Raw genomic sequence first — 386 nt, forward strand, 5'->3', positions numbered from 1 at the left:
GGTGGTGTAGCCAGTGGCGTACTCCCTCAAGTCCATCCTATTGTGGATTTAACCAATCTAGGCACACTCACCTTTGAAACTTCTCGCGATACTGTAAATGGTACACTTGAAGCAATTTCCGATTTAGCTGGCGCTGACTTTGCTGGTGCACTAGCTAATGCAACAGGTGTCATTGGCACACTGATTAATAACGGTTCAACCGCTGCTGATACGATCCAGCATATTGTCGGTGATCTCACTGATGTAGGTGGCATCATTGGTGGTGATGGTGGCCCATTAGGTGCAATTACTGGCATCATCGGTGGTATTACTGGCGGTGGTGATGGAGGTCCTTTAGGTGCAATTACTGGAATCATCGGCGGTATCACTGGCGGTGGTGACGGCGG

At 49.5% G+C, this 386-nt stretch carries 1 pseudogene; it reads left to right on the forward strand.

Annotation, left to right across the window (positions count from 1 at the left end):
- Window positions 1-386: pseudogene (locus tag MMP72_RS15805) on the forward strand (agmatine deiminase); the annotation flags it as partial.

This window comes from Acinetobacter sp. NIPH 2699, from assembly GCF_022549355.1.
Taxonomy (GTDB): Bacteria; Pseudomonadota; Gammaproteobacteria; order Pseudomonadales; family Moraxellaceae; genus Acinetobacter.